General features: G+C 54.0%; 20 protein-coding genes. 1 reads left to right on the top strand and 19 read right to left on the bottom strand.

All coding sequences use genetic code 11. The features are described from left to right. Positions 1-30 precede the first annotated feature (30 nt). The 18 genes from JSO19_RS03850 to JSO19_RS03935 form a co-directional block, all read right to left on the bottom strand. The gene (locus tag JSO19_RS03850; RefSeq protein WP_270909856.1) at positions 31-4,680 is read right to left on the bottom strand and encodes a helicase-related protein; all 4,650 of its coding nucleotides are present in this window, start codon (positions 4,678-4,680) and stop codon (positions 31-33) included. Positions 4,681-4,862: 182 nt separating this feature from the next. After that, positions 4,863-5,465, bottom strand: a complete 603-nt coding sequence (locus JSO19_RS03855) for a hypothetical protein (protein WP_270909857.1) — start codon at positions 5,463-5,465, stop codon at positions 4,863-4,865. A 196-nt stretch (positions 5,466-5,661) separates the two neighbouring features. Beyond that, positions 5,662-6,462 carry a hypothetical protein gene (locus JSO19_RS03860; protein ID WP_270909859.1) on the bottom strand — a complete coding sequence of 267 codons (801 nt, stop codon included), beginning with the start codon at positions 6,460-6,462 and terminating at the stop codon, positions 5,662-5,664. 80 nt (positions 6,463-6,542) lie between these two features. Next, positions 6,543-6,941 (bottom strand): hypothetical protein, encoded by a 399-nt coding sequence (locus JSO19_RS03865; protein ID WP_270909861.1) that lies wholly within the window; start codon positions 6,939-6,941, stop codon positions 6,543-6,545. Further along, the gene (locus JSO19_RS03870; RefSeq protein WP_270909863.1) at positions 6,934-8,721 is read right to left on the bottom strand and encodes a type IV secretory system conjugative DNA transfer family protein; all 1,788 of its coding nucleotides are present in this window, start codon (positions 8,719-8,721) and stop codon (positions 6,934-6,936) included. The genes JSO19_RS03865 and JSO19_RS03870 overlap by 8 nt, the downstream gene beginning before the upstream one ends. Continuing rightward, a complete protein-coding gene (locus tag JSO19_RS03875) occupies positions 8,718-9,212 on the bottom strand; it encodes a hypothetical protein (RefSeq protein WP_270909864.1) in 495 nt (164 codons plus the stop codon). The genes JSO19_RS03870 and JSO19_RS03875 overlap by 4 nt, the downstream gene beginning before the upstream one ends. After that, on the bottom strand, positions 9,209-10,693 hold the full coding sequence (locus tag JSO19_RS03880; RefSeq protein WP_270909866.1) for a hypothetical protein: 1,485 nt from the start codon (positions 10,691-10,693) through the stop codon (positions 9,209-9,211). Before JSO19_RS03880 ends, JSO19_RS03875 begins: the two co-directional genes overlap by 4 nt. Before the next feature lie 2 nt (positions 10,694-10,695). After that, the gene (locus tag JSO19_RS03885; protein ID WP_270909867.1) at positions 10,696-12,198 is read right to left on the bottom strand and encodes an SCO6880 family protein; all 1,503 of its coding nucleotides are present in this window, start codon (positions 12,196-12,198) and stop codon (positions 10,696-10,698) included. Next, complete coding sequence (locus JSO19_RS03890; RefSeq protein WP_270909868.1) at positions 12,195-13,457, bottom strand: hypothetical protein; 1,263 nt, start codon at positions 13,455-13,457, stop codon at positions 12,195-12,197. Before JSO19_RS03890 ends, JSO19_RS03885 begins: the two co-directional genes overlap by 4 nt. A 75-nt stretch (positions 13,458-13,532) precedes the next feature. After that, the gene (locus tag JSO19_RS03895) at positions 13,533-13,853 is read right to left on the bottom strand and encodes a hypothetical protein (RefSeq protein ID WP_270909870.1); all 321 of its coding nucleotides are present in this window, start codon (positions 13,851-13,853) and stop codon (positions 13,533-13,535) included. A gap of 779 nt (positions 13,854-14,632) precedes the next feature. Then, complete coding sequence (locus JSO19_RS03900) at positions 14,633-15,544, bottom strand: hypothetical protein (RefSeq protein WP_270909871.1); 912 nt, start codon at positions 15,542-15,544, stop codon at positions 14,633-14,635. Next, positions 15,541-16,080 (bottom strand): hypothetical protein, encoded by a 540-nt coding sequence (locus JSO19_RS03905; RefSeq protein WP_270909872.1) that lies wholly within the window; start codon positions 16,078-16,080, stop codon positions 15,541-15,543. Before JSO19_RS03905 ends, JSO19_RS03900 begins: the two co-directional genes overlap by 4 nt. Then, on the bottom strand, positions 16,070-16,378 hold the full coding sequence (locus tag JSO19_RS03910) for a hypothetical protein (RefSeq protein ID WP_270909874.1): 309 nt from the start codon (positions 16,376-16,378) through the stop codon (positions 16,070-16,072). The genes JSO19_RS03905 and JSO19_RS03910 overlap by 11 nt, the downstream gene beginning before the upstream one ends. A 160-nt stretch (positions 16,379-16,538) precedes the next feature. Then, positions 16,539-17,312, bottom strand: coding sequence for a DNA/RNA non-specific endonuclease (locus JSO19_RS03915; protein WP_270909876.1), 774 nt, complete (start codon positions 17,310-17,312; stop codon positions 16,539-16,541). An 831-nt stretch (positions 17,313-18,143) separates the two neighbouring features. Next, a complete protein-coding gene (locus JSO19_RS03920) occupies positions 18,144-18,515 on the bottom strand; it encodes a hypothetical protein (protein ID WP_270909878.1) in 372 nt (123 codons plus the stop codon). 22 nt (positions 18,516-18,537) lie between these two features. Continuing rightward, positions 18,538-18,912, bottom strand: coding sequence for a hypothetical protein (locus JSO19_RS03925; RefSeq protein WP_270909879.1), 375 nt, complete (start codon positions 18,910-18,912; stop codon positions 18,538-18,540). A gap of 9 nt (positions 18,913-18,921) precedes the next feature. Beyond that, positions 18,922-19,125: a hypothetical protein gene (locus JSO19_RS03930; RefSeq protein ID WP_270909881.1), complete on the bottom strand. Its 204-nt coding sequence runs from the start codon at positions 19,123-19,125 to the stop codon at positions 18,922-18,924. A gap of 75 nt (positions 19,126-19,200) precedes the next feature. Beyond that, complete coding sequence (locus tag JSO19_RS03935) at positions 19,201-19,608, bottom strand: hypothetical protein (RefSeq protein WP_270909883.1); 408 nt, start codon at positions 19,606-19,608, stop codon at positions 19,201-19,203. Between the two features lie 348 nt (positions 19,609-19,956). Here JSO19_RS03935 and JSO19_RS03940 point away from each other — a divergent pair, with 348 nt between their 5' ends. Further along, the gene (locus JSO19_RS03940; protein WP_270909884.1) at positions 19,957-20,433 is read left to right on the top strand and encodes a hypothetical protein; all 477 of its coding nucleotides are present in this window, start codon (positions 19,957-19,959) and stop codon (positions 20,431-20,433) included. A gap of 53 nt (positions 20,434-20,486) precedes the next feature. On the opposite strand, the gene JSO19_RS03945 is transcribed toward JSO19_RS03940, so the two are convergent. Then, positions 20,487-23,708, bottom strand: coding sequence for a hypothetical protein (locus JSO19_RS03945; protein ID WP_270909885.1), 3,222 nt, complete (start codon positions 23,706-23,708; stop codon positions 20,487-20,489). Positions 23,709-23,718: the final 10 nt, after the last annotated feature.

A 23,718-nucleotide genomic window follows, 5' to 3' on the forward strand; every position in this document is an offset into this window, starting at 1 on the left:
CCGAACAAAAGTTACGGCCCGCTTTTCCTCTCAGTAACCTACCCGAGGAGTTTGCGGTAACGGTTTATGAACAGTCGGCGTTCCAGGAACGGCTTGCTTCGGAGTTGCCTCCTCTTGAAGTTGCGCTTCCAACGCGTCAAGACGTGTCTTCTTGGTGTTGAACTCCGCTTGTTTCGGCCAGGGTACCTCCGAGATCTGCCGCAATTCTTTCGCATCGTTGGACCGTGCAACGACGAGATCTCGATACTTCTCAACCAAGTGGGGAACGGATTGAGCTCGCGTTTCGAACCTTGCTGCGTTTGACCCCGTAGCGTCACCAGTCACGACGGATAGTTTCACTTCGAAACTCAACGCAGAAGGAGCACCAGGATCTTCAAACACCACTATCGGGTCATCTCTTTTCGCGACATTATGCTTCAGCCTTGTCGCCCATTCAACACCGCCCACGGTAACCGTCAGCTCGACAGGGGCTGGGTAACGTGCCGTATGCTCCGACAGATGCTGCCGTTTCATACGAGCCTGCGTGACAAGCTCAGATAACCGTTCAGAAAACGCTTTCCTCGAAGTCATAACTACAGGGTGCCGATACACATTTTCTTGCAGTGTTCCACGGAACGAATCACCATTGGTACTGACCAACTTTGGAACAAGGTCTTCTAGGTGGCTGAGGTCACGCTGATACATAGCCATTTGCTGTTCAGCAGCCTTTTGCCGTTCGGTTGCGGCGGTAAGCATTCGGTTATGAGAACGGTGCTGGCGACCTAGCTTCTGCACTTCTTGTTTAAGATTTGCTACTTCAAGAATTCGCATATCTCCAAGCGTCACAGCCTGCATTTCAGAGAACTGGAGCGCTTGCGTGCCAGAGTCATCGATCTCCCTGACATCAAGACGACGTGACAAAACTTGCTCGATAAACTGAGCCTTTCTCGCAAGCGTTCCCCACATATAGGCATCAAATGACCCCTCGGTGGAGTAACGGTAGATCTGTACGTCAGAGTTTTGGTTTCCCTGCCGAATAATCCGCCCCTCGCGTTGCGTCACATCAGCAGGCCGCCAAGGAGCATCTATATGGTGCAGGGCAACAGCACGGGTCTGCACGTTGGTCCCGATACCCATTTTGTCGGTTGATCCAATAAGTACGTCGACGCGGCCGTCTCGACATTGCTGGAACAACTCAGCTTTCGCTTGATCGTTACTTGCATCATGAACGAAACGGACACGGTCTGCCTTCATGCCTTTGTCCACGAGCAGTCGGCGAAGCTCGTTGTACACATCGAACGCGCCGCCCTGCTTCGGAGTACCAAGGTCAGAGAAAACGATCTGAAGACCCCCAAGCGCTTCAGACGGTTCCCCCCATTCATCGAGATATTCGTTCCCTCGGTTCCTCTCCCACTCTTCAAAAATAGTGTCTGCAACGACTTCGATTTTTGTAGTCTCGCTTTCAGTTGGCCCGTCACCTCCTCGGAGCCTAGGGTCCAAAGCGACTGCTCGGCCGTCAGAGGTGATTTTCAACATATTGTCCTCTTCAGGCTCGACCATCCGGTCTCGCACGAGAACGGCACGCTCCACAATGGTTTCCATGCCGAGCTGCTGCGCTTCCGTAGGTTCTACGGCCACCATTATTGGTGTGCGTTCTCCTTCCTCGTTGAGCGCAAGAGTTGGTACAGCAAGGTTCAGATCTGCCTGAGTTTTAACGTCACCGGGCGTATGCCACATCTGCAAAAGCTCTGGAAGATTTCGGAACTTCGTCGTACGGGTTTTGATCTGGAATCCGTTGCCCTCAGGTTTTGCTTCGACTGCAGTCGTCTGTTCGGTGAACTGCTTTGCCCAATCATCGGCCCGGAACACTTGCGCATCTTCGAGGAGGTCTGGTCTTAGGTACCGCATCATGACATACATTTCAATCATCGAGTTTGGCAATGGTGTCGCAGTCGCCAATGTAGCTACTCGGCTCTGTTTAAGGTGGTCTCGGTGATACCACAGCTTCATATCGAGGTCTTGAGCGCGTTGCGCCCCTTGTGCCCTGTTCAAGTCATCGATACTCGAGTTGACTGCCAAGTTCTTGAAATAATGGGCTTCATCGATGCAGAGATAATCAATGCCAGTTTCTTCCCAGGAGATGCCTTCATCGTGATCAATGTCGAGCATTTTGCTGAGTTTTTCTTCTTGGGTAGCGAGCTGGCGCTCAATCGTTTTCACTGAGTTCTTCGAAAGATCTGAGTTCAACTTTTCGAGGTGTACCGCTTGCAGTTCTTCAAGCTTCTGTTTCGCATATTCTGCTTGAGCTTTCCCAAGTCCAACTTTCTCAAACGCTGTGTGCGTCATGATCACGGCATCCCAGTCACCGGTCTGAGCACGGGCAATAAACAATTTTCGTGCGTCGCGGCCGCCGGCACTGCTTACGTCTTGGCTTCCCGCAGCGAGAACTTTAGCTCGAGGGTAAATCTGTTTGAATTCCCGTGTGAACTGTTCTAGCATCTGGTTCGGGACCACGATTGCAGGCTTTTGAACAAACCCCAACCGTCTGAGTTCCATCACGCCCATGACCATCTCGGCCGTCTTACCTGCGCCAACTTCGTGAAAGAGACCGACAGATGGTTCTGCAAGCATGCGAGCCACCGCAGCATATTGGTGAGGGTGCGGCGTGAACGTTGCGGCTTTCCCTGGCAGTGACAGCGTTATATCGTCGTATGACCGCAGCACGATTCCGTTATACAGATCGTTGTACCGAGTTTGGAGTTCTTCAGCTCGAGCTGCGTCGCTCCACAGCCAGTCTTGGAAAGTCTCATGAAGTTCGCCCGCTTTTTCTTGCAGCATCTCAGTGGCTTCTTGGTCGACGAAGGTACGGTCATCGACGGTATACGTGACCTGGAGTTTTTCGCCGTTCAATACTTTTTTCACAACGACATACGCCGACATTGCCGTGATATCGCTCCGCACGCTCCACCGCGCTTCGCTCACCGAACCTGTTCGGCCGCGCTGTCTGAAATTCCATTTCCCGTCGATGTACTCTATTGCCGAAATGTCAGTGGTGAGAACGTGTTCCAAGAACTCTTTCACATCCCGGCGGGGGACCCAGGAAGCCCCAAGTTTCGTGTCGATTTCGGCGGGCCCAAGCTCGACCGGAATAACTTTTTGAAGTGCTGCAACGTGCACATTGAATCGGTCATCCTCTTCAGCAAGATCCATTGCTTCGTATCGTTTCTGCCGGACATTGCCGGATAGATACTCTTCACGTGAGATATATGTTGACCGATCCTTGGGAGATAGAAACACGCGATCTCCAAGCGCCTCGGGAACAGCATCTTCGTCCAGGTCGAGCAGTTCAGCCACAAGAGCCACATCAATCACGCCTAGCCTGTCGAGGCTTACCTGAATCGCGTCTTCAGGAGTTTCAACGTGTGAAATAAGTGTTTGCGCGCCGACAACGCGTTCAAAGAAGATCGTCGCTTTCCGAGCTTCGTGCGTGTCCTCGTTGTATCGCTCGAGAGCCACCACCGTCGCATAGTGCGGGTCGACGCGAAAAGCGCGCAGCGCTGCTGGATACTTTCGTGTAATGAGAGCATCTTTTCCGGGACGTTCTCTGACTGTTTCGCTGAATCTACCAAGAGGCCCGAACTGAGCGAGATAGCTGTCGTAGTTTCGGTTAAGTTCTGCCCGCAAAGAAGCGATCTGAGGGGTGTCTTCCGCCGTTGCTGCTTCAGCATTCAATAATGCCACCGAAGCATCGCGCATCTGCAACAGCGCGCGCATTTCGGCCTCGGCGTTCTTAGGTATTTGGAGTGCATCTGGCCCTTCGATACCGACTTGCATGAGGTGCCCCGATTCGTCTTCGTAGATTCGGCCCACCAGTTTCTCTGGGTCCTGCACTGCTGCTGCGACCGGCCGATCCGTTACCGTACGGTTCGTCGCGTTCCAGCCTTTTCCAGCTTCGAGAGCTTCTGCACTGATCTGCTTGAGCGCTGTGCCGAGTTGAACCGCGACTGACTCTGGAGCGGTGTTGGGCGTTCTGACGGTTATTTCTGGCCCAAATTGCCCAGACCTGATGCGCAGGTCACCGAGGACGTGCTCGGGACGATTGATGAAGTAGGGATTCACGAACGCTTCACCGTCTGCGGTTGTAAACGGCACTGTTTTAACCCACGTAGGTTCGGTGTGGGGAGGTTCTCCCTCGTGCCGTTTGAATACGAGCACATCGATGACCGCTTCGGTTCCTGCTACTGCACCGTGTGCACCTTGCGGCATTCTCACTGCACCCAACAGTTCGCCGTATTGTGCAATATGGCGCCGGGCTGAACTGGTTTTGCTGTCCATCGTCCACCGTGAACTCATCACGGCGACGATTCCACCAGGCTTAGTCAGCCGTAACGACTTGACGATGAATGCGTTGTGCAAAGAAAGATTAGCTGCGTTGTAAGCCGGATCAAACGGCTTTACCGGGGAGAAAGGAACGTTACCGATCGCTGCATCAAAACCGTCTCCTTCGAGCCGTGTTTCCGCGAACGACTCATTCTTGACGATTGCGTCGGGGTGGAGCAGCGTAGCAATTTGCGCGGTGGTCGGGTCGAGCTCGATCCCAACCAGGTTGTCTCCGTCACGTGCTTTTCCAAGGAAGTTACCTGTACCGCAACCTGGTTCCAAAATGGTACTTCCGGCTGGAACGCCAAGTTGATCGAACATTGACCACATCGCGTCTACGTAGAGTGGGTCTGTGTAGTGGGCGTTGAGCACAGTGCGTCTTGCAGCGCCCCATTCTGCACCGGTCCAGAGCTTCTCAAGAGTCGCACGCTCTGTCTCGAATTTCTTTGACCTAGGGTCAAAGAGTTCGGGGATGGCTCCCCACCCAGGGAAACGGCGGAGAGCTAGTCGCTCTTCTTCGTTCGGTTCCCTCCGCTCGAGTAGAAGCTGCTGGAGAGTAGCGACCGCTTCGACTCCGCTTCCCACACGGGATTCATTCCCGGTTCTTGCTCGAGGAACAAACTGAGCTTCGCGAGCATCAAAGCTTGTACCATCGTTGGCTGCGGTGCCTGAATGTTGCTGTCCTCGAGTGTCATCTCCGCCCACCGGATCAGCACTGACTCCAGCTCGGGTGATGCGTAGAGTTGCTCGTCCGCTTTCGGCCCCATCGTTGTGAATGCTGTCGCTTCCAGGAGCGAGCTTACGGCTTCCCCGTTCTCCAGGCAGTTCTTCGCGTGTTCTTCCGCCAGCTCCTTGTACGCTTCCATCTGCTCCAGAGAGTGCAGTTTCAGTTGGTGCCGATGCAAGAGTTTCAAGAGAGCGACTGCTTCGGGTTTCTCCGTCAAGTCCTCTGTGCTGATCGTCAGATCTTCCAACCAGTCCGGCACCGTTTCCTCGCGTGCCGCTATCTCTCTTGCGAGCATCAGATCGTTGTTGATTTGTCCCACTCGCTCCAGATAGTTCTTGGTCTCCGGCCAATGCCGGCGGTCTCGTAGCGGCTGCATCATTGGTCTCGTCTCCTACTTCTTCAAACAAACCGAACAGGTCAAAAGCGAGTTGGGTGCTCGCAACTTTGGGTTTTCTTGCCATTATGGCCACTACCTCCGACATCACGTGGTCAACGTGATATTCAGAACGTGGTCGGCGCGCACATAGAAAAAGGCGGGGCTCAGAAGCTGAGCCCCGCCTTCGAATGTTTTGTAGTTACTGCGCGTACGTTTGTGGCGCCGGTTGTGGCCTCAGAAGGGTCTTATTGTCGGGATTGTGGAGCTTTTCAGCCTCACGCCACGAAAGAGCCGGCCCGTCGCCTGCTGCTTCCCCCACGACGCTCGTTAGGTACAAATTTTCCGTCATTGGAAGCCGCGCCTGCATTACTGCGGTGTTTACAGAGATTTGGGCTTCTTCTGGCGTAGACGAAGAGGCAAAGGCTGTCATAATTGCGTTCTTTGTCGTCTCACTAACTCGTTGCGCGTCGACAAGTTCGCTGAGCCGGTGTTCGAGTTTGTCAGAGACGACCTGATAGTTCGTCATGTCTGTCTCCTCGGGTTTTTCTTGCACCGACTGTTGCGCTGCACTAGCTTGGTGGCTTTGCGCGACGATTCGTGCCGGGTCATGCGACTGGCTTTGCCGGGGCGCACGGTCGATTTCGGCTTTCACCTTCGTTCCGTCAAACCCGAAGGTCTCTACCCAAAACGGTGTGGAGTCAATCACTCGACCATCCGGCAGTTCTTTCTGGGTTGCCTTACCGAGGTTCCCGCCCACGATGATTGGGTCTCCGGGCTGAAACGTATCCTTGAAGCGATGTGCTGCGTTACCTCGAATCATCACGTCGTTGTGCCAAATCGTTTCCGGTTCCGCCCACACTGTCTTGCCGTCGACGTCGCGCGTCGGTGGTGCGTATTTCTTCTCTGCCACCGAGATAATCGCGAGCGCAGCACGCCCGCTTTCCTTATCCTGTGGAAAGAACTTGATCTCTTTACCGATGTTTCCTTGGATTGCTTGCATGGTGTCCTCCTTGAGCCTGGTTTGGGGTCTCAAGATCAAGATGTTGAGTGCTGCGCAGTCACTACTCTTTGTGCCATCATTCATCTCTCTCGAATTAGAACGTCATTAGATTTGTTCTCCCACCGCAGTGCTTTCATACCTTGTCGCTGAGCCGTGGCACGGGGCATCCGCTGGTAGGTGGGAGATTCAACTATCGCGTGAAGCCGATAATGGCATTCTGCGCACATGCCCGCTAGATCAGTGTGTGTTTCTTGACCTAACCGGTCGTAGAACACATGGTGCAGGTGATCATCCAACGACCATTCCTTACCGCAACCGCCAAAACAGAAAATTGTTGCTTGCCCTGTGCGCTGCTTTTCTTCACGTTCCCACTCCGCTCTGCGGGCAAACCAAGCAGGAGATTCAATATATTTGGCATACTTTGCACGGCGGTTATTCCTCTTTCTCGACCGCTGAGTTCCCCTTTTCATTTCACGCATTGCTGTACTCCTTAATCTGTTCAGCGAATTGGGAAGTAGCCGCAATCTGTTGGCTGAGACGGGATGCGTTCGCCTGACAGTCCTTGAAACGGCGGTGCTCGTTAAATGGCCGCATCTCTGGGATCACCGCTGGGAGGTTTTTGTAGAACAACAGGCAGTATCGGTTTTCCAGCTCGCGAATCTGCTTGCCGGTGAGGATCGCTTGTTTCTCTCTACTCACTGAAACAGAATTTTGGCCTTTGCCCCAGCTATGCGAATCCCGTTGGACCCACATATCTCCGATGAGCTGCTCCATGTCTCTGAGATCATCAGATTTCGACCCTCCTGGAAGGATGATCTTTGCGGCGGCCGCGTCCCACAAAGTTTCAGCATTTTCAGCACCCCACTGCGCAAGCTGCCCCTTCGACTGGAACACGACGACACCGACACGGCCACGGCCACCGCCTGCAGTGATCAGCTCGTATAGTCCCTGATACTCAAAGTTGCCCGCTTCATCGAGCAGATACGTCACTGGAGGGTCAAGCCTCGTACCAGGCATCGCGTCTGCGATCCCCTTAGTAACGAAGTCCATTTCGGCCAGGAGCCCGTCGATAATGCGAACGTAACCACCGGTTGTCTGCTTATCGCCAACGAGGTACAGAGTCTCTTTCTCGAACACGAACCGCACCGGGTCAAACTGTTCATCATTTTTACCCGGTTTCATCCAGGCTCTGGCTGACCCAGACTCAAGAAAGGCAAGAACTGTGCTGAGCGTTCCCCAAGAAGTCACACGCTGCTCCGGAGGCTGCGTAATGATTTGCTCAAGGTGAGCAGCATGCTCGCTCAACCCTCGTTCGTGTTCACGGATCAGCTTCACCGCATTCATTGCTTCTTGCGGGTTCGATACCCACTCCCACACATCGTCAACTGTTTTGTTGCCGAGCGCGGCCGCGTGGAAGAGATGGGCGGCGAGTTGCTGGCCGAGCGTATCCCAGTGGCCACCGTTGCTCGTTGACCCTGAGAACGAGTCTGAAGGTATCAGCGCTTTGATACGGCGAATCAGAGTTTCTTCATCTTCGCACCCTTCTATCGGGTTCCAGCGTAAAACATGGCCCAGGCTCTCTCCGCCTATGACGCCTGGCGCGAATACCCAAACACGGCGGCCGCCACGTTGACGTTCCTCAATCGTCATGGTCGCGTTATCCATCTTCGATGACGTGGTGATGACTGCGCCTGGCGCATCGAGAAGCCAATTCAGAACAATGTGCCAGCCTTTCCCTGAACGGGAGGGGCCAATGACGATGATCGGGTCTTCAATTTTCAGCCAGATCTCAACGCCTTGGAATTCACCAAGCCGGTAGCCAACGTGACTCGCTTTCATCAAAGCCGGGTCTAATGAAGGCCGAAAACGAGCACCTGCTTCCAGTAATTTTTTCTCTCCGAGCTGCTTTCTAGCCTGGCTGGGTTTCGCAAGCCCTTCTGTCAGTTGTGGGTTCTTCTTCCTTTTGAAATGCAGAACCATTAAGAAAATAACTCCTCCAACAAAACCCACAATCAACCCCAGAACGGCTGCCCAATGAGCCGCATCAGATCGTCCTCCCGTTACTTGTGTCGGAGTAGACGTGCCCCATAGCTTCACCAAAGCAATCAATGCGGGTTTGTCTTCTGCGCGGAAGAGGCTGGGGTTTGTGACAGCGATCGCGAAGAGCTGTGGCACCATTACCAAACCAATTACTGCGGCGATCACTCCCGCAAAAGCAAGGCCTGCTGGGAGCGTTGACCAAGTGTATTTCGGCTTCATGAGATACCTCGGTAGGTAAAGATTTTCAATTCGTGTCCAACACAATCGCTCATCAATGCGGCTGACTTCGCGACCACAGATAATGCATACTTCACCGGTAGCGCGGCTCTCCCTCGATGTTTCACCGCATATTCACTGAAAATATCGGCGATGCCGGCGTTGAAAGATAGGTAAGCTCTTATCTCTTCGAGCTGGTTGCTGTTCTCAAGGTAGTTTCCGAATGTACGGAGCCCCCTCACTGCTGCCGCGGGCACCGTGATGGGCATTCCGTCAGCCATGTTTGCCACCCTGTGGTGTCGTTCAAGCTGTAGACGAACTTCATTCGCTGCGTCCAAATGCTGTCCTAGATCTGCCTCTAAAAGCCTGAGTCCTACCATGTGCAGCACACCGGTGTGCACTTCCCACACCTCGGCGAAAGTGGGGTCGTCAGGAGTCGGTGGGAGATCCATTCCGCGCGAAAAGGATGTATAGATTTCTTCGACGCCGTTCATGCAGCATCTTCCTCCTGCTTTACCATCTGTCTATCGGTGTTGAACACTTCTCGCTCCCATGGAGTCGTTGTCGGGTTTCCGTCGACCACGTAGGAGCGGTTTCTCATTTTGATGAGGAATTGACCACGTTGCAGGCCGCCAATAGCGGCCGCTTCTGCGGTGGTGTATGTGCCGTCTTTCACCGCGTTATTAAGCGCCGACTGAGGCTGGTTAAAGCACACTCGGTTGGCGTAACCGCGCAGCAATGATTTCGCGAGCTCACGTTCTTTGGAGCCTTCCGCGCCCACCGCATCAAAGTCACCGCCCTCATGCACAATAAGGACCATTGAGATGCCGTACTCACCAGAGAGTTTCAGCTGTTCTTGGTGAGCTTCGAGCGCGGCCACGCTTTTCATATCTCGCCAGCCTTCTTCTCGAATCACGAAATACCGGCGCCCTGAACTCTTGTTCGAGATCGTGTTTTGCACCCAAGCATTCGACACCGCCTGAGCTACTGAAAGAGCGCCAGATCCACGTTGACTAATGGCAGACGTGTCGATCACCGTATACGGGCAATCAGGTCGCAATGTTACCGAGGAATGCACGTCGAACATTTCACCGAGGTCGCCTTCAACAAGTCTTCGAAGTCCGTCCCACAAGTCGTCAGCGTCTCGCTTTTCGTAGTGGTTGCCGCCCTGGGCCTGAACAATGTTCTCTGGGCTAAGCTCTTGCCACACGTCACGTATAACGGGCCTGTCATCGGTCTTTCGCACAACTTCATCGACGGCCCAGTCCAGGAGCGAAGCTTCTCGAGCGGTTACTGCTCTCTCTCCTGGGTTCAGCAAAGTCGCAATCTGCTGAAGCACAGCGTTCCGTCCCGCTTTCACACGCGATTGATACGCGTCAACAGTTTCTCCATTTCGACGCTCTGGCTTCTCTAGCGGGTTAATGCGGATGTCGCTACCGTACGCACCCAGCTCAAACACGTCTCCGCCTAGCGCCTGGGCGACCACGCCATGCTCACCTTTAGAATCTGAGGTATTGATCGCGTAATGACCAACCTCAACGAGGAGGGCGACAAGCCGTTTGATCCAGAAGCTTTTCCCTTGCCGCAATGACCCTTCAATCAGCAAGTTCGGAGAACTAACAAGCCCGGAGGAATAGAGAGTCCAAGGATCAAACGTGAAAGCACCGCCCCCAGACATCATCTCGATGCCAATAATTGGGCCAGCAGGGTCGTGAATATCTGCGGCAGCAAATGGATTTGCGGCCGCGATCTGGAAACCAGTAGCTCGATGAAATGGTCGCCTGAGTGGAAGCGTCCAAAAAGATGGAAGAGTGGGCAACTTTCTGTGCAGCGTTGGGAGCGGATCGACAATGCCAGTAGCAGCGGCATCGTCCTCTGCTTGGGGTCCAGAAAGGCTCTTCAGGTATTCTTCGAGTTCTTTGCGTTCCTTCTTCGACAATCCTGCTGGCGCGAAAGTAATCGCCTGTTTCGCCATGCTTATTTCATCCCTTCCCCGCACGGGTATGCGATATTCATGAGAGCTTCGCTCTGTTGCCAAGGCACGAGCCTTGTTTCGAGTCCGGTCGCAGCACACGCGCTCACAATGGATGCTGCCTCTTGTTCGAGTGAGTCTTGGTCTGTGGCCGTAACAGTGATGAACGCTGAAAATCTCAGTTCTCCTTGTCCTGCAACGAGGTCCCGCTCATGCGCTTCAATCGCGTGCCAGTCAGCCTCATTTGCAGCTGACTCAGGCTTTCCTGCTTTGTGCCGGAGGTTCTGGTTTGTCAACCAGGTGCGTTTTTCGTCTTCGAGCCGCTTCATTGCTTTCCCAATTGGTACCGGAGAGGCAACCAGCATGAGAGTGTGCCGCACCGGCCTCCCGCTTTGGGCACGATTCATCACGAGTCTCGACATAAAACCTGGATAGGTGTCGTATCGTGGCCACTCATGAATCCAAAAGGTGCGGTGCCATCCTGAGTCAGTTTCAACATAGTTTCGATGCTCTTCAAGAAGCATCGGGGTTGCTGCGTGCGGTGCGACCCCTTCATGCTCGGTGCCGGTTCGAACGTCCACAGCTTCTTGCGAAGCAGGGTCAATGATGCTGCGACCCCAGGCTCCCCATTCGCGAGCATTAATCCACGCAACTCGGCTAAAGCCTGCTTGCAGAAGAGCTTCGTGGACAGTCTGCATTTCGAGCTCGGCGAGTTTCAACATGCCACGTTTGCCTCCGCCGTACCCTTTCACGAGGTCGTTGACATGTCCTGCAAGCCGAAAAGTGATCGCAAGTTGCGTGCGGTGCAGCACCACCTGTTCCCGTGCTAACTCCAAAGCATGCAAATAAGACGCCTGTGCTGCAGTGCCCTGTTTTCCGCGTTCATCGAAATAACGTTGCTCGGCCGCGACGGTTCCTGGTCTTGTTTGCTCGAGCGTTGTTACTCGCACGATGTGTTCTTTTTGGGTAAAGGAGCCAAGAACTTTAGCCCACTCAAAGATGAGCCAATCTCTTTCCCCTTCTTCAAGGGTCGATGGAACCCCCACCTGTGGAAGCCCCATACCAGCAGTGGCGATAAGACAAGTTATCGTTGCTGTCTGTTTTAGAGCGTCCCAAACGACACAAGCTCCGGTATCGGTTTCATACACAAAAAGCCGACCTTGGCGACCTGGAATATCGAGAGCAGCCTCAGGCTCAATCTTTTTCGCTTCCGGTCTCGCTCGGTATTTCGTGGCTCCAAGTAGTTTTCGCATGTTTCCTCCAAGTTCACGTCCAACGTGCGTAATCAACGCTTCTCCATGCATTTTCAGAAGGGATAAAGCTGCCAGCCCGCCAGTCAGTGGCAGAAACAGTAAAGCGACGAGAAAGCCTTTCGCGATAACCATGATCCCTGTCCACAAGACAGCAACCGTCAGCCCGGTAAACCCCGCTGCACTGATGCCATAAACGAGGCCTTGTGACGGCAGCCGACTAAAGCTCATCGGCTGTGAGGTGTAATTAGTAGTCATCGTTTATTTCCAGGCTGGTTGGGGTTTGCAGGCGGGGTCCAACGAGGTTGGTCTGGCGCAGCCTTCGGTGGTGGCGGTGATGCGGGCTGGCTTTGCGGCCTCGTCGGCGCAGGGGGTGGTGTAGATCCTCCGCCAGGCCCGTGTTTTGGCTGCTCTGGGACTCTGTGCCCGCTGCCACTGCCGCTTGGCGGCTTTGGCCCATTGGGAGAGTCTTTTTTAACACCCTGTGCTCCAGCGGCCTTAGGCGTTTCTTTCTTCCCCTGTGGCGAACCGCTGCTCGATGAATCACTCTTGGGGCTCGACTTTCCGCCCCCAGCGGGTCCGCCGCCAGCAGTTGGAGCGGCCTTTGGTGTTCCTCCGCTACCTCCGCCTCCTGGAGAACGGAACCTAGTAGGCACCATCTGCTGCACTCGTTGCACCTGCTGCTTAGTGCCTTGCGCTGCACGGCTACCTACTTGATCGCCTGCGTCACTACCTCCAACAAAGTTGAAGAAGGTGAACAGCATGAGCGGCATAAACGAGACGATGATGAGCCCGATTGACAGGCTCATACCCTGAGGCGACCAAAGAGAATCGACGTTCCCGAACCCAGCTACCACCAGTTTCATAGTGCCAAGGACTATGGGTTTTGCCAGCAACATCGCAATCACCGCAGATGCCCATCGTTTCAGCCAGACATCACCGTTCTTCAGTGGTAAAACGACGAAAGCCAGTGGCGCAAATGCGATCAAGAGCAACAAGACAAAGTCTCGAAATGCGAGCGCGACAAATACAAAAATCAGTCCGATGCTGAGCATCACCATCAAAAGCAACATTCGAAGAATCGGGCTACCAACTGGAGCGAGGGTGGACACTAGGCCGTTTGTCCAGTTCGCTTCTCCCTCGAACATTTGGAACAGTGTCCCGATGCTTCCGTCTCCGTCTTCACCGGTCAGTGTGCTCGTAAAGTGACCCGAGAACTGGTCGACGAAGTCGAGAGCCTGGTACACCAGCCACCATGCGAACATCGTTGCAGGGAAAGTTCCCAGACCACCGAAGATAGCTCGCCCGATGAGATCTTTCCGCTGCTTGACTAACGCGATAGAAAGGCCAACGACGAGGACCATGAACGAAAGCATCAGGGACAGCCCTAGCCAAACGCCGGCCTCTCCCATAGCGGTTTCCCACATCCCGCCTTCGTTATCGAGGGCTGAGGGTACAAGAACAATCTCAGCAAGCCAGTTGATCATGTCGGCTAGCCCGTTTCCGGTCTTTTGCATTCCTTTGCACCATAGGTCGGCGAACCCACAGTCGAAATCGACTGTTAAGCCGTCTTGTTCCTCAGCCCTCAACATTTACAGCCCCAAGTCCAGGCCGATAATGAAGTGGTACACGGCGGTGATGCTGCCCAAAACGACCAGCCCAAGGAACACCGGAACGGCTAACCCGCTTGCTTTCTGTTGGGCACCTTGGTTTCCGAAGCCTTTGAACACGATCAGGAGTACAAGGACGATAAGGGCGATAAATGCGAGAACGAGCCCGCCACCAAGTATCCAAGACGCAATTTGGTTCAGGAGTGTACCGCCAGGGAAACCAAAATCTGGTGAAATATCGGGCATCTCGTCGGCTGTAACCACAATTCCTTGTCGTTCGAGTGCATGAACAAGCTTGTCCATATTGAACCTTTCTTTCAGTGAGTGAGTTCACCGAAAGATGCGAGGTACCGCGCAGCACAAACCCACTTAAACGAAAGAGGGGCACCACCTTTAGGTGGTACCCCTCCAGAGCGAGTTCCTCTGTCACACATCAGGTTGGCCAGCGATTCGCCACACCACTGCTCTGAACCCTGGTGGCGGGTTTAACCGCTGGTTCTGTCTGATGCCAACCAGTCCAGAAGCGAAAGGCACATTTGATTCAATGATGTCGTGTGTACCGTCGCCATGAACCGCAAGCACCATATAGGTGTGCACTCCCCACGGGTACCCATTTGGAGTCGCGTAGCTTTCGTACTGGACGACATCTCCAGGACGGAGTGAACCATCTGACACTTCGAGGAGCCCGGCCGTGATTCGCCCTTCCCTCGCACCGCAGCACCCGAAGTTACCTCCAGCGGCTCCGACCCATCTGCGAACGCTCACGATGCACTCCCCAGGCATATTGTGTCCTGTGGCCCGGGAGGTACCGACTTCGCTCATAGCGACTTCGAGCATTCTTTTTACGCTCACGTGCGTCTGCGGCCCGTCTGCCCCAGCACAGTCCGGTGCACACGATCCAATAACTGCGGGACCGGTTGCGCTGACGCTCTGCTCAGGGGCTTGTTCTTCTGCGGCAGTTTCAGCCGCGAACACACTTGTGACTACAAGCCCTATTAGGATGACCGGGACCAGCAAAAGTACAGCGATGATCCCGAGAATCGCTTTCCAGTGTTTAGCTGCCGTCGACGCGGCAGCTACCGCTACCGGCGCAGCCATTCTGCTGGAAAGTCGCTGACGATGGAGTATGCGACGCCGCATACCCCTCCGTCATCAGGGGCATCACAGTAGATAGCGAAATGTGCCGGGTATTGGTAACGAGGCGCCGCGCTTTCGCCTTGGATACCGTCGACTTCCAGTAATACCCACCACTGCGACAACGTTGCACCAGGTGTGTCTGGAGTCATATCGGTCTCGTCTTTGATTTTCGGCACTGCCTTTGGATAAAGCTCGAGCATCTCTGCCTCGCTGAGAACTTCGAGAGGCTTTGCTGTGATCTGAAGATCAGGGATCCAAGACAGGTTTTCGTACACCGTAGAGTTTGCAAGAATCCACCACCAGCGTTCCGGGTCATCTTGCAGCCCAGCCCCATTAACTAACTCATGAAGCGCTTTTTCAGGGGCCCAGTACATTCGTTGAGTCTCTTCAAACGGCTGAGCTACCACCATCGTATGTACCTCTCCCTCGGCACCTTTATACGTTGGGGTTGGATGTGTCATACGCTGAATCACCTCGTCGAAGAATTCCTCTCGGGTATTTTTCGCGAGGTTCACAGTAAATGCGAGCTGAGCCGCTGCAGCTGCTGCTTCTGCAGGGTCTGTCGTTACTGGCATGATCCCGAGACCCCGGTCATCGATTTTCACTCCGGAGCCAGCAACTGTGTCTTCCTTTGGTTCATCGTCTTCAGCGGGCCGCTCATCAGATTCCGATTCTTGTGGAACCGATTCTTTCGCAGGTTCACTACCAGGATCAGCGTTAGGCGTTCCTTCGCTTCCACTTTTCACGCCTAAACCGATCAAACCAGCAACCATGACCACGACCACCATGACTACCGCAACGGTGAGCAGTCTACGATTTCCCTTCGGCATGGATCGCCACTTATCTTGAATGCTCATAGAGCTTGTTCTCCTTTGATCTCAGCCCCTGCTTTATCCTCAGTGGCACCACCGACATGATTCATCTCAACGGAATAGAAATACTCCTGAACTTCGGCAAGCCATGAAGCAACATCTGTGCTGCCAGGGACCATCCAGCTCGGATAAATGTTTTCGTCCGGTTTATGCTTCGCGGCGTTGCATCCCACCATTTGCACAAAGGCCCTCAACCGTGGCCTCACCATTGCGTAAAGGTTGTAATGAAAGTCGATGGGGCCTTGTGGGGCGGCCACGGTATCAAACTGCTGCTCGCGGTATTGTTTGACTGCCAGAAGCTCTTGCACCAATGCTTGATGCTGATACCAGCACCGTGGAATCTCGGCTTCAGGAATCACGAACTGCTCGACGAGCGTCAACACAAATGGGACAAGACTTTGTAGCTCAGCGTGCCGTTCTTCGTCAGACAAGCTCCACCAATCAACCGGTGCAGGCGACAAAGACGGCCCTGCTTCATCGAATACGGGCTCAGCCGGGCGCGCACCGCGTTCACGAATCACGGCCACAACTCCCAAGGATGTGCTGCTGCCTCCACCGCAGCATTGCTAGTTCTGCTGGCCAAAGATCAATACCAGCGAGCCCCACAGCATTGGTGAAATCCGCTACAACGAGCAACCGCGATTGATGGACAATGGAGACTTCGCTCGCAACAAGTAAACCGAGGACATTCATCATGAGTTCAGAGAGTTCTGCATAGGATACGGACTCTGGCTCGATTAGATACTTCTCAAAGCGTTCCAACACGTTCTCCGACATGAAATCGTTCCGCCGCAAGACCGCGCTGCGCAGTTCTTCCACTACATCAAGTGTTCGAAGCTCCTCAGCAAGCCATTGTCTGGCTTCCTTACGCCGCCTGGTTCTTCTGTGCCACCTTCTTGGCTTCATGGCTTTCCTCTCGATAGCTAACAACCGAAAGAAACAAGACGAAGCGCACCCCTTCCCCTCAAACGAAAGCTGACTACTGGTCGACCGTGAATTCTCCCGTCGAGTAGTCAATGGCATAACCATTCGCTATGTTCAGAACGGTTAAGCCAATGTCAATAGTTCCGTCGCATGAACGCATGTCGACCTTCACCGAGCGCGGCACGAGCTCATCGCCTATGTATTGAGGGGTCGCGGCGTAGTACAAGGGGCACGAATCGTCAGTTTGGCTGTCAAGCCAGGACCTTGCAATAGTCTCGGTGTATGACATGCCACCCGTCTGCGTGGAACCAACGTTCTGCATTCTTGTGCCAGAAATTAGGTTTTCTGGGCCGGCCGACCCTCCAAGTGAATCTGCGATCAGATGAGACCGGTTCCAAAACCAGCCTCGATAATCACGAGAGCCTTCTACGCTTTCTAGGGCGAGGATCGCCACTTCTCTGTTGCCCTGCCAGCCAGGAGGGTCGACTTGAATAGGCAGGCGCCCTTCTTCCTGCGCGAAACGCCTCTGAGACAAAGTCAGGTCGGCAAACGCGCACCCCGGCCTGGTAAGCCGGTCAAGAGGGCAATACTCGACCACGCCTGGAGTAAGGGGGTCATAGCTACGTTCAGCCGGTCCAATCTCTGTCACATAGTCCTCACTCAGGTGAGCAGTTTTCGCTCGAATAGACCCATGGTTTATTTCACTAGCGTGGTCGTCCCCGAGAAGCTCTGGACTCCAATAAGCAGCAATTCCGACAGCGCAAAGGGCTGCTATCGACAGGAGTAGCTTGAGCTGTTTAACCGCTGAAATGTGTTTGGCATCAACCATCGTTACTACCGTCTCCAGTATCAGCTCCTAACAAGGGCGGCTCGCCAAGCCCCACTTTCGCTAGCTCGTAGATGTCCCTGCTTTGAGTTTCATCGGTATCGAGGTCCAATACGGTACAGTCTCCGGTTCTCATATCACGTTCGATTAAGCGAAACTTCCGTGAAGAATTGCGACCGTATTCTCCTATCACGACTCGATCACCAACATTAGGTGCACACGGTGCGCAATTCCATGTCTCCGTTTCGCACTGGAGAATTTGTTTAGCTGGGGCGGGTTCCCCTTTCAATAGATCTTCCATACCGAAAAGAATGACTCAAACGCGCATGTTCTGACCTTTAGGAATCAAAGTCTGCAGTGAAGATGCGTCGCCACTCCGATGCGTCATCTTTGAAGCCTTGCACAGCTTCGTTCCCGTCCAGTGGGCGTTAAAGACACGTAGGCATTTCTATGAATCGCGTGCCTCTAATAGATACGTTTTTGTCGCCCCGCACAACGGCCCAGAATGCCTGCCAGCGTGCCGTGAATAACGAGTCGTGAGTAGACACCGAGTCACCACCTCTAACGGTGCGAGAGTCAGACGCTTCGACGAGAAATAGAGACTCGCCTTTTTCACCATGAACTATGTCTATCTTTTCTTCCCAGGCCCCTGCCAAAACAAAAACCGATAATGCGATCACAGAAGAATAGATAAAAAGACCGGGTGATACCTTCATGAGCAATTCCATAATCATTCTTAATTCCTTCTAGGAGTCATAGTTCTTATTGTCTCCTGCACCTCTGACACCGGCGCAACCGAGACGGATTACCTCTCTTTGCCCTCAAAAATGGGCGTTAGCTGCCGGAGTCGATCCGGTGCAGGCGGGCTGATTCTTCACGCTCACGCATATTCTTCGGACGAAGCAACCGGCCGCCTACCCCCGCCCCCACGAACAGCGCTGCCACGAAGAGAGTTGGCGGCAGGAGCCGGTATAACGACGGCTCGATGAATTCAGCGCCGACGACAAAAGCCAGCCAGAAACCGCCCATCAAGATCAGAAGGCTTGTTGCGAAGAACATCCAACCTTCGGCCGCTGTCATAGGCCACGGAGTCCGTAGCGGCTCACCTTGGACAATAACGGGCTTACCCATGAGACGCAGTTCGTCGTAGTAACCTCGTGTCTTTCCCATAACCTTCTGCCTTGTTCTCTCTCCACTGTTTGTCATTTTCGTTCCTTTCAAACGGCTGCTAAAGCCCCGTAGGCATTCCTAATTTCACGTTTAGCACCCAAGGAAGATAGAGAATCACTGCCAACAGACCTAACGCGGCTAACGCCCTGACGGTAAAAATAATCCAGGGAAAAACATAGTCTTCCTTGAGTGACTGGCAAAGGTTAATCAAGACAGATAAGAGAGATCCGATTACCAGAGCCGCGATGAGTACAGTTGCGATTGTGAACACAACAGATGCCTCAGTATCTGACCAACTAAGCCCGAATGCTGCCGGGTAGTGCGCCACCTGAGACGCAATGTATGGCCATGCGAACCAGAGTGCGAGCCCTCCCACACTTCCAATAGTGGGGAGTGTCACTACCGGCTTAGCAAGAATTTCAGTGGTCTTCATGCCTGCTACCTAGCCCTCTTCTTCCTCAGCGACGATGCGCTTAAACTCCTGGCGAATGCGCAGCTGCTCGTAGGCCTCGGCATCGTAGCGCCGCTGCTCTCGTCTGTGCTTAATTTCGTCAGCGAGGGCGCCCGCTCCCCAAGGTACGACGATAACCAGCACAAGCCCGATAAATAGCCATACAAGACCCGTGCCGAACAATTCCTCAACCATATTCACAACTTTCACACATGACTCTGACGCTGCCACAAAGGGGCGGAATACCTCAACGTATTCCGCCCCGCTGCTTTACTTGCCTTCGCCGCCCAAAGCATGAGACAGAAGGCGTGCCGGAACCTCCACAAGCGGGAGCAAGAAGAGAACCACCACGAATGGGATAGCTATGAGAGCCATTAGCCCCACAGCGGTGCCCACGAACCCGCCTGTCGCGAATAGGCTTTGAATGTCGGTTGCAACGTCCTGTACCCATCCTGGAGTTTCATTGGTGTAGAAAGACTCGCAGGAGAGCGCCAATACCATTCCCCAGAAACTCCAAAGAGCGACCCGAAGATTTGAGATGAGATATTGGCGTGATTCTCCGCGTCGCGACTTCATCATGATGTTTATCCCTGCAAGGACAAAAAGCACTAACGACAAAAGCCCAAAAACTGGGATGAAGATGAGACGTGGTGCATTCATGAGCAGTTCCCAAATCATTCTTCAATTCCTTCCATACGGCATAGTTCTTGCTTTCCCCTATACCTATGCCGCTTCCAGATATCTGGCTCATCTTCAAGAAGCGGTCTAACGCGCAGAGCCAGACCAAAAGATTTCAAAGAGTGGCCTCTGGCCACACTGTTATTCGTCGGCAAAGCCGCCGACGCTTTCGCCGTGAAGCCTGCGGCATTCTACGGGCTCCGCGACTCCGCGCAACCACTTTCGCGGCATATCCTCACTCACTACGCTCGCTCCGGTATTCCACGGTTAGTTGCACTCCATCGCTCCACCCTCCGAGGCACAAAGTGCCTTCACGGCAAAAACGTGAGGGGAGATTGAGAAGGAGACATGATGTTCAAGCAGATCGTATTCGCACAAGCCGAGACCAACGAAGAGGGCGAACTTACTCGAGTGATCGCGCACGAGTCAGGCTGCTCAGACGCAGCAGACCCCGTAGAGCCGGGCTGTGCAGAGGAAGAGAATTGCCGATGCGCCGGCTTCTTCCAGAACGCTTATGAAGCAACTTCGCACTTCAACCGCCACCTCGATCCCGGCTGGGACAAATGGGTGACCGTCGATTTCGCAGACTGCACAGATTGGGAAGCCCCGACCCTCGTGAAGTACCGCAGCAGAGAATGCCAATTCTGCCACCTGACTTCAACGTTCAATATCCCCTCAGATGCAGAGCAAGCGCTCAAAGCAGCAGCTCCCGTTCAAGAGGTATTCCCTACGCTCCCTGTTCAGGAGCGTGAACACATCAGCCACGGAACGCACCCGTCATGCTGGGAAGAGAACATCGGCATGTTTCTTGGACTTGCCGAATAAATGCTAAGAGCCCCGGAGGGGGCCGGGGCTCTTAGTCGTTATTCCTTTCTGCGTTAGTTATCGGTATCAACCAGGGGAGTTGATTTACGTCGGGCAGCAAACGCAATCGCTGCTCCGCCGAGGAGAAGAACAGCACCTGCACCAACAATCAGCGGGGTACCGACAGCACCGGTAAAGGCGAGCTGCTCTTTAGGGGAAACCTTGGTGATCTCGTCAACCTCGCCACATGCACCACGGTGGATCTCGGTCCGCTTCTCACCCTTATCGGTCTTTTCGATTTCAGTCAGCGTTTCAACCCACAGAATCTCACCAATGTGGTCTTCCTTGAGCTTCCACTTCTCTGACTTGTACTCACCCTCTGTGGTGACGGGCGTTGCCTTGTTCGATTCCCAGACCTTAGTGCCTGCCGTGCAGAGCTTCTCATCGACCTTGGCAGTTGTTCCCTCACCACGGTGGTACGCCTCGAACGTAACTTCATAAGAAATTTCTTCACGTTCCGAGAGCGGGCCGGTCACAATAGCGGTGTCCTCGATCTTGTCGCCAACGTTAGCCTCAGGCGTAGCCTTCGTCTTCACCTTTGGCTTCTCGATCACTGTGGTCTCGTTAGGAAGGCCACACTCTCCACGGTGCAAGGAAACTTTTTCCTTGGTCTTCGGGTCTTCAACGAAGAGTTCCTCTACCCAGTAAGCAGTACCCTCAGTTTCAGCTCGAACGGTAGGCGAGTCGTACTCGCCAGGGCCACTGGCTTCAACACGATCAGTCTTTGCGACTGGTTGCGCTTCACACACTGCCGCTGGGTCGTCTACTTCATCTTCCTGCCACAGCACAGGGTTGCCTTCTTTGTCGAGTACCGGTTTCCAGTTCTCGTCGTACTTCGGCTGACCTGCCTCAGGCTTGAGGTAGAGCGTAAAGTCGATCTCAAGAGGAAGCTCAGTCACTGGCGCTTCAACAAGAGCGGTGTCTTTAATGTCACCCTTAACTGCACCGATTTCCTGCGCTTGAGTGGTAACCTTAGGCTTCTCTACCACGGTCGTCTCGTTGGGAAGACCACACTTGCCACGGTGAAGCTCGACTGGCTTTTTGGTCTTCGGGTCTTCAACTTCGAGGTCTTCGACCCAGTAAACCGTACCCTCACTCTTAGCCCGGACCGTAGGCGAGTCATACTCCCCTACTCCGTCAACCTTGACACGCTTCGTTTTCGCGACTGGCTGTGCTTCACAAACGGCTTCAGGATTCGATACTTCAGCTTCCGTCCAAAGGACAGGTTCACCGTCCTCGTCCAGCACTGGATTCCAATCAGTGTCGTACTTCGGCTGACCAGCTTCTGGCTTCAAGTAGGCCGTGAAGCCGACGCTGGCAGGGAGCTTGGGCATCGCCCCGTCGACCTTAGCGGTGTCCTTGATCTTTCCGTACGTAGTGCCACTTTCTTGTGCCTGAGTGGTTACTTCAGGGCGAAGAATCTTTGCTGTTTCCGAGGGCACCCCGTAGTCATCACAGAAATCTTCGACCTTATGCTTCGACGCACCAGGCTGCTCTGCACCCTTTACACACCACTGCACGGTCAAATGATCCTGCTTAGTTGTCAAAGGGACATCAATTGTCTCCGACTTAAACTTTCCAGTATCATCGGCCGTCATCTTGACCTTGGCCATCTCAGTAGCCTCAGCCGGGGCAGTCGCCTGTTGGACGGGCTTGCCGTCTTGCAGATAGATGGTCCCAACGAGTTCGTAGGGAAGTCGCTTACCATCAGCTCCGCGAAGCCAGCCACCGTCAACCAGTGAAATCTCAACTTCATCAGTAAACGAATCACCGATGACCACCTTTGGAGCGCTCAGCTGAGTTGAGAGCTCCAGTGAGGTCGGAACTGTCTGCCCTTCTTTGGCCTGCCCATATCCGTCAGTGAAGAAGTAATCCTTGGGGATCGAGGGGTGCTCTCCCGGAGGGTTCGTAACTGCTTTCGACTGGTCCTTCCAATCGATATCCCACTTCCAGGTGTAGTAGCCCGACTCCTTCGCTTTCAGATCCGTCTTGATCTGATAAGTTCCAGGGCCTTTGCTGAGGTCAGTCGTCACTTCGGCAGTGCCCGCGACCGGTGTCCCCGCAGGCGCATCGGCAGCAGGGTTCAATGCAGGGTCACTCAGCATCGGGCCATACAAGGTACCCTTTGCCTTAATCGGGGCGTACTTCTTATCGCCCTTCGAGTCGAGGTACCAACGCCAAGCACTGAATGCGTCACCCTTGGCCGCGCTGAACGTCACTGAGTCCCCGAACGCTTCGCCTTTCTTGACGAACTCTGAGGGAACCTCGGTAGTCAAAGTGGGCGCCCACAAAGCATCAGGGTCCACATAGATCTCTTTGAACTTACCAGTGTTGCGTTTAGGCTCACCTGGTGTTGCGTAACCAGTCGATTGGTCAGTCAGGTTGCCCTGTGTCGCGTAAATCACCGATGAACCTGGGGTGAAGTATACGTATTCACCTGATGCAGTCACACGGTAATAGCGGTTCCATTCAGCGTCCGCTGGTGGGGTGCCCTCCCATGCAAAAGTCGCGTCAGCTTCAAGACCGTTTTCGCCCCACGTCATAGTTGACTTGCCGTTTTGGGTGAAAACGGCGTTCGTGAGGGTCAACTTCGTGGTTCCCTTTTTCACCTTGAGTTCGCCCTTGTAGGCGGCTGTGCCGGTAAATACGGGGGCTTCTGGCTGCGCTGTAGCACCGCCAGTGTTGTTTCCACCGGCTGCAAGCCACTGTGCGGCCTCGGCGACCATCTGCGTGGCCTGCGAGGCTGCTCCTGATCCAGCCATCTGCCGTTCGGCGTTCAGGAGGGCATCGTAGTCGCCAGTTTTCCCTACCTCACCACGAATCTCCCAAATTGCCAACGCGAGTGCGGCAGCTTGCTGGTTATTATTCGTCTGGCCGTACTTGCCCATCAGGAACGCCAGTCGCTTGTACTGACTTGAATCGGCGCTGAGCGCCCCGGCTCCAACGTTATTGAAAACTTGGCTGCCCTGCTGAATCCACGAAGCCTGGTACGCAGGTATAGTTCCCATCTGATTCAACGCAGGTGATGAGTTGCCCATGTCTGGCAGCTTGCCAAGTTCAAGACAGTAAAGAGTTGTGCCATTGCCGTGGGTATACCCGCCAGCAAAGCCTCCGACGGAGGGCTCATGAATTCCCGGGCCGTATTCAAGCGCTTCGGCTTGCGGTAGGCCGTTGATGAGGTCATCGACCCCGACATACGTCCCGCCGAGCATGAGCCCAGCGAGAGTCAATGCCACTGCTTTACGG

Origin of the sequence: Leucobacter sp. UCMA 4100 (genome assembly GCF_027853335.1) — a bacterium.
Lineage (GTDB): Bacteria > Actinomycetota > Actinomycetes > Actinomycetales > Microbacteriaceae > Leucobacter_A.

What these genes read in the sequence shown, in the direction of transcription:
- JSO19_RS03890 (WP_270909868.1), bottom strand. Translation starts at nt 13,457, where the DNA reads ATGCAAAAGACCGGAAACGGGCTAGCCGACATGATCAACTGGCTTGCT.
- JSO19_RS03915 (WP_270909876.1), bottom strand. Translation starts at nt 17,312, where the DNA reads ATGGTTGATGCCAAACACATTTCAGCGGTTAAACAGCTCAAGCTACTC.
- JSO19_RS03870 (WP_270909863.1), bottom strand. Translation starts at nt 8,721, where the DNA reads ATGAAGCCGAAATACACTTGGTCAACGCTCCCAGCAGGCCTTGCTTTT.
- JSO19_RS03875 (WP_270909864.1), bottom strand. Translation starts at nt 9,212, where the DNA reads ATGAACGGCGTCGAAGAAATCTATACATCCTTTTCGCGCGGAATGGAT.
- JSO19_RS03900 (WP_270909871.1), bottom strand. Translation starts at nt 15,544, where the DNA reads ATGAGCATTCAAGATAAGTGGCGATCCATGCCGAAGGGAAATCGTAGA.
- JSO19_RS03865 (WP_270909861.1), bottom strand. Translation starts at nt 6,941, where the DNA reads ATGCGTGAAATGAAAAGGGGAACTCAGCGGTCGAGAAAGAGGAATAAC.
- JSO19_RS03930 (WP_270909881.1), bottom strand. Translation starts at nt 19,125, where the DNA reads ATGGTTGAGGAATTGTTCGGCACGGGTCTTGTATGGCTATTTATCGGG.
- JSO19_RS03935 (WP_270909883.1), bottom strand. Translation starts at nt 19,608, where the DNA reads ATGATTTGGGAACTGCTCATGAATGCACCACGTCTCATCTTCATCCCA.
- JSO19_RS03880 (WP_270909866.1), bottom strand. Translation starts at nt 10,693, where the DNA reads ATGGCGAAACAGGCGATTACTTTCGCGCCAGCAGGATTGTCGAAGAAG.
- JSO19_RS03850 (WP_270909856.1), bottom strand. Translation starts at nt 4,680, where the DNA reads ATGTTCGATCAACTTGGCGTTCCAGCCGGAAGTACCATTTTGGAACCA.
- JSO19_RS03920 (WP_270909878.1), bottom strand. Translation starts at nt 18,515, where the DNA reads ATGACAAACAGTGGAGAGAGAACAAGGCAGAAGGTTATGGGAAAGACA.
- JSO19_RS03855 (WP_270909857.1), bottom strand. Translation starts at nt 5,465, where the DNA reads ATGATGCAGCCGCTACGAGACCGCCGGCATTGGCCGGAGACCAAGAAC.
- JSO19_RS03860 (WP_270909859.1), bottom strand. Translation starts at nt 6,462, where the DNA reads ATGCAAGCAATCCAAGGAAACATCGGTAAAGAGATCAAGTTCTTTCCA.
- JSO19_RS03895 (WP_270909870.1), bottom strand. Translation starts at nt 13,853, where the DNA reads ATGGACAAGCTTGTTCATGCACTCGAACGACAAGGAATTGTGGTTACA.
- JSO19_RS03885 (WP_270909867.1), bottom strand. Translation starts at nt 12,198, where the DNA reads ATGACTACTAATTACACCTCACAGCCGATGAGCTTTAGTCGGCTGCCG.
- JSO19_RS03940 (WP_270909884.1), top strand. Translation starts at nt 19,957, where the DNA reads ATGATGTTCAAGCAGATCGTATTCGCACAAGCCGAGACCAACGAAGAG.
- JSO19_RS03925 (WP_270909879.1), bottom strand. Translation starts at nt 18,912, where the DNA reads ATGAAGACCACTGAAATTCTTGCTAAGCCGGTAGTGACACTCCCCACT.